Genomic DNA, 5,035 nt, shown 5'->3' with positions numbered 1-5,035 from the left:
TAGTGCAGCATGGCGCTGCCGTAGTGCCCCAGCTCGCGCTGGGCCTCGCGGTTGGCGCTGAAGAGGCGGTCTTCGTCCGCGCTTGTCGCGGTGCCCGGGAGGTGGGCGGCGGCGAGGGCGCGCAGGCTGTCGGCATCCTGCCACCAGACTGCGCGCAGCACGGCGGTCGCGGTCTCCAGCGCATCTTCCGGCGCCTGGCGCTCCAGCGCCAGCAGCAGGCTGTCGGCGAGGATCAGCAACCCGGGCGGCGGCGCGTCGGCATGGTCGGGAAAGTCCAGGCCGTGCCAGCGTGCCAGGCGGGTGGCATCGATGCGCGCCAAGGCGTCGAGGCGTTCGGGATCGGGCGTGGTGTCGGCATCGGTGCCGCGCAGGGTGCGTAGCGTCAGTTCGACCGGGAACTGCGCCAGCAGGCCGGGCAGGGCCTGCAGCAGCAGGTAGGCATAGGGGTCGTCGGCGCGCAGCCAGATGCTGACCTGGTGCGGGTAGCGGCCGAGCCGACGCCAGGCCTCCAGTCCCCGCCTGCGCAGGTCGCGCAGGTTCGGGCTGGTCAGCAGCGCGCTGAACCGGGGCTGGATCAGGCGCTGCAGTCGGCTCATGGCGGGCTCCGAGGGGCTGCGGGCCGGAGGGCCCGGGTTTTACTTGTCGGTCACTGCACCTTCCGACGCGCTGGAGACCAGTTTCGCATACTTGGCCAGCACGCCGCGGGTGTAGACCGGTGCCGGCGGAGTCCAGCGCGCGCGGCGCTCGGCGAGCACGGCATCGGACACGGCGAGGCTGATTTCGCGGGTTTCGGCGTCGATGGTGATCTCGTCACCATTCTCCACCAGCGCGATCGGACCGCCCTCGAAGGCTTCCGGCGTGATGTGGCCGACCACGAAACCGTGGGAGCCGCCGGAGAAGCGGCCGTCGGTGATCAGCGCGACTTCCTTGCCCAGGCCCTTGCCCATCACGGCCGAGGTCGGCGACAGCATTTCGCGCATGCCCGGGCCGCCCTTCGGGCCTTCGTAGCGGATCACGATGACCTCGCCCGGTTGCACCTCGCCGTTGAGGATGCCGGCGAGCGCACCTTCCTCGCCGTGGTAGACGCGGGCACGGCCCTGGAAGCGCAGGCCTTCCTTGCCGGTGATCTTGGCCACGGAACCGGTCGGCGCCAGGTTGCCGTTGAGGATGACCAGGTGCGAGTCCTTCTTGATGGGGTTGTCGAAGGGCCGGATGATGTCCTGGCCTGCCGGGTAGTCCTGCACGTCGGCCAGGTTCTCGGCCAGCGTCTTCCCGGTCACGGTGAGCACGTCGCCGTGCAGCAGGCCGGCGTCGAGCAGGCGCTTCATCAGCGGCTGGATGCCGCCGATGGCGACCAGCTCGGACATCATGTACTTGCCGGACGGACGCAGGTCGGCCAGCACCGGCGTGGTCTTGCCCAGCTCCACGAAGTCGTCCAGCGTCAGCTTCACGTCCACGGCGTGGGCCATGGCGAGCAGGTGCAGCACGCCGTTGGTGGAACCGGCGAGCGCGATGATGACGCGGATGGCGTTCTCGAACGCCTTGCGGGTCATGATGTCGCGCGGCTTGATGTCGCGGCGCAGCAGCTCCATGACCTGCTGGCCGGCGCGGAAGCAGTCCGAGGCCTTGTCGGTGCTGACGGCGTCCTGCGCCGACGAGCCCGGCAGCGACATGCCCAGGGCTTCGATGGCGGAGGCCATGGTGTTGGCGGTGTACATGCCGCCGCAGGAACCGGGGCCGGGAATCGCGGTGTCCTCGACCTGCTTGACCTGGATCAGGTCCATGTCGCCCTTGGCGTGCTGGCCCACGGCCTCGAACACGGAAATGATGTCGGTGTGGCCGTGGCCGGGCTTGATGGTGCCGCCGTAGACGAAGATCGACGGACGGTTCAGGCGCGCCATGCCGATTATGCAGCCTGGCATGTTCTTGTCGCAGCCGCCCACGGCCACGATGCCGTCGAAGCCTTCGCAGCCGGCCACGGTCTCGATCGAGTCGGCGATGACCTCGCGCGAGACCAGCGAGTACTTCATGCCCTCGGTACCGTTGGCGATGCCGTCGGAAATGGTGATGGTGTTGAAGATCACCGACTTGCCGCCGGCGGTGTCGGCGCCCTTGCCGGCCTCTTCCGCCAGCTTGTCGATGTGCATGTTGCAGGGCGTGACCATGGCCCAGGTCGAGGCGATGCCGATCTGCGGCTTCTTGAAGTCCTCGTCGCTGAAGCCGACGGCGCGCAGCATGGCGCGGCCCGGGGCGGCCTCGACGCCATCCACCACCTGGGAGGAGTACTTGCGCATGTTCGGGGTGATGTCACTCATCTTTTGCGATTCTCAGATCTGTTTGCTGAAGACCAGCGAGTTGCGCTGGAAGTTGTAGAGGGTCTGGCGCTGCTTCGGCAGGTCATCGACCGAGGCGACGGTGAAGCCGTGTTCCTGGAACCACAGCGCGGTGCGCGTGGTGAGCACGAAGAGCTTGCGCAGGCCCTTGGCACTGGCCCGCTTCTCGAGGAATTCGAGCAGCTCGGCGCCACGGTCGCCCTTGCGGTAGTTCTGGTGCACGGCCACGCAGGCGATCTCGCCGGCGGCGTCTTCGCCGGGCTCGACCGGCAGCGGGTAGAGCGCGGCGCAACCGATGATCATGCCGTCGCGCTCGATCACCACGAAGTGGTCGATCTCGGTCTCCAGCTTGCGGCGCGAGCGGCGCACGAGGATGCCCTGCTCCTCCAGCGGCTCGAGCATCTCGATCAGGCCGCCGACATCCTCGATCTCGGCGCCGCGGATCTCTTCGTACGGGTCGTGGGTGATCAGCGTGCCGGAGCCGTCGCGGGTGAACAGCTCCTGCAGCAGGGCGCCGTCGCGCGAGTAGGAAATGATGTGCACGCGCTTGACGCCTTCGCGGCAGGCCTCGCGGGCGGCGTTCATGTGGCGCAGCAGCTCGCTGTCGAGCGGCTTGTTGCGCAGGTAGCGGTCGACCTCGTTGGGGATCATCTCGCGCAGCAGGCGCTCGTCGTGGTCGTCGATGATGCCCTCGCGCTCGCCCAGGCAGATCAGCTTGTCGGCCTTGAGCGCGGTGGCCACCGACACCGCGACATCTTCGGCGAGCAGGTTGAACACCTCGCCGGTGGTCGAGTAGCCGGTCGGGCCGAGGATGACGATGTGGTTGTTGACCAGGTTCTTGTTGATGGCCTCGGTGTCGACCGCGCGCACCTCGCCGGTGAGCGCGAAGTCGACGCCGTCACGCACGCCGTAGGGCTTGGCGGTGATGAAGTTGCCGGACACGGCGTCGATCTTGGCGCCGAACATGGGCGAGTTGGCCAGGCCCATGGACAGCAGCGCCTCGATCTCCAGGCGGATGGCGCCGACCGCGTCCATGACGCAGCGCAGGGCATCGCGCGTGGTGACGCGCAGGCCGTTGTGGTACGGCGTGGTCAGGCCGTACTCGATCAGGTTCTCGTCAATCTGCGGGCGCGCGCCGTGCACCAGCACCAGCTTGATGCCGAGCGAATGCAGCAGGGCGATGTCGTGCACGATGTTGCGGAAGTTCTCGTGGTTGACCGCCTCGCCGCCGAACAGCAGCACGAAGGTCTTGCCGCGGTGGCCGTTGATGTAAGGCGCCGCGTTGCGGAACCAGTGCACGTACTGTTCCGACATGGTGTCCTGGAAAGGAGTCTGGCTGCTCAAGGTCATGGCCCTGCTGGGGTCTGGGCGGATCAGCGCCGCCGCTCGGTTACGGGGACGGCCTGCGGTGTCCCGGAAGGCCGTTGATTGTATAGGGGTATCAGGGTCGCAGGCAAAAGCGCCGGACCAGCTCGCGCAGGGTGTCGACGGCCGGCTGCAGGGCCGCCAGCGCGACGTATTCGTCGGGCTGGTGCGCGGTGTCGATGTCACCGGGCCCGAAGATCACCGCGTCCATGCCCAGCTCGCGGAAATACGGGCCTTCGGTGCCGAAGGCGGCGGCGCCGGCGGCATGGCCGGTGAGCTGCTCCACGGCGCGCACCAGCGGCGAATCCGCCGGTGTCTCCATGGCGGCGGTGCCGCTGAACAGCGATTCGTTGCGGATCTCGACCTCGTGGCGCTCGGCCAGCGGCCGCAGGCGCCGGCGGATGTCGGCGCGCAGGCCGTCCATGTCCATGCCCGGCAGCGGGCGCAGGTCGTACTGCAGCTCGCAGCGCGCGCAGATGCGGTTGGGGTTGTCGCCGCCATGGATGCAGCCCAGGTTCAGGGTCGGCACCGGCACGGTGAACAGCGGATTGCGGTGGGCTTCGGCGAGCTCGCGGCGGTAGGCGACCAGTTCGCCGATCACCGCGTGCATGGCGTCCAGCGCGCTGCGTCCCAGCGACGGGTCGCTGGAATGGCCGCTGCGGCCCTCGATGACGATGCGTTCCATCATCACGCCCTTCTGCAGGCGCAGCGGCTTCAGGCTGGTCGGCTCCCCGATGACGGCGAAGCGCGCCTTCGGCCGGCCGGCGCTCACCAGCGCGCGGGCGCCGGCCATGCTGGTCTCCTCGTCGCAGGTGGCGAGGATGATCAGCGGCGCTGCCAGCGTCTGGCCGGCGCGGACCTGCGCGACGGCATCGGCGGCGGCGGCGAAGGCGAGCGGGAAGAAGCCCTTCATGTCCGAGGTGCCGAGGCCGTAGAGGCGGTCATCGCGTTCGGTCAGCGTGAACGGGTCGCTGCGCCACTTCGCCGGGTCCCAGGGCACGGTGTCGGTGTGGCCGGAGAACACCAGGCCGCCGGGGCCTTCGCCCAGGGTGGCGATCAGGTTGGCCTTGCCGGGCGCCACCGGCATGATCTCGCAGCGGAAACCGAGGTCCTCGGCCCAGGCCGCGAGGTGGTGGATCACGGCTTCGTTGCCCTGGTCCATGGTCGCGTCGGTGCAGCTCACGCTGGGGGTGGCGATGAGGGTGCGCAACTGGTCGCGCAGCGTGGGGGAAATGGTCATGCGGTGCCGCCGTACTGCCGGATCGAACCCCAAAGATACCCCGATTTCCAGACGCGTGCGCGCCGCTGTCCGGGAGTATGCTGTGCGATCTGACCTG

Annotated in this window: 4 protein-coding genes; all 4 read right to left on the bottom strand. The window is 68.7% G+C overall.

Annotated elements, in window-relative coordinates:
• Positions 1-596, bottom strand: a 596-nt coding sequence (locus C5O18_RS06435; protein ID WP_206389764.1) for a hypothetical protein, incomplete at its 3' end; no start/stop codon positions are given.
• Between the two features lie 39 nt (positions 597-635).
• Positions 636-2,294 carry a dihydroxy-acid dehydratase gene (gene ilvD, locus C5O18_RS06430; protein ID WP_420884478.1) on the bottom strand — a complete coding sequence of 553 codons (1,659 nt, stop codon included), beginning with the start codon at positions 2,292-2,294 and terminating at the stop codon, positions 636-638.
• 33 nt (positions 2,295-2,327) lie between these two features.
• A complete protein-coding gene (argA, locus tag C5O18_RS06425; RefSeq protein ID WP_105192513.1) occupies positions 2,328-3,683 on the bottom strand; it encodes an amino-acid N-acetyltransferase in 1,356 nt (451 codons plus the stop codon).
• Between the two features lie 91 nt (positions 3,684-3,774).
• A complete protein-coding gene (argE, locus tag C5O18_RS06420) occupies positions 3,775-4,938 on the bottom strand; it encodes an acetylornithine deacetylase (protein WP_105192511.1) in 1,164 nt (387 codons plus the stop codon).
• Positions 4,939-5,035: the final 97 nt, after the last annotated feature.

The sequence above is a fragment of the Amnimonas aquatica genome, assembly GCF_002943415.1.
Taxonomy (GTDB): Bacteria; Pseudomonadota; Gammaproteobacteria; order Pseudomonadales; family Moraxellaceae; genus Perlucidibaca; species Perlucidibaca aquatica_A.
Note: the sequence above shows the minus strand (reverse complement) of the source record. Positions and strands in the feature narration are given on the sequence as shown.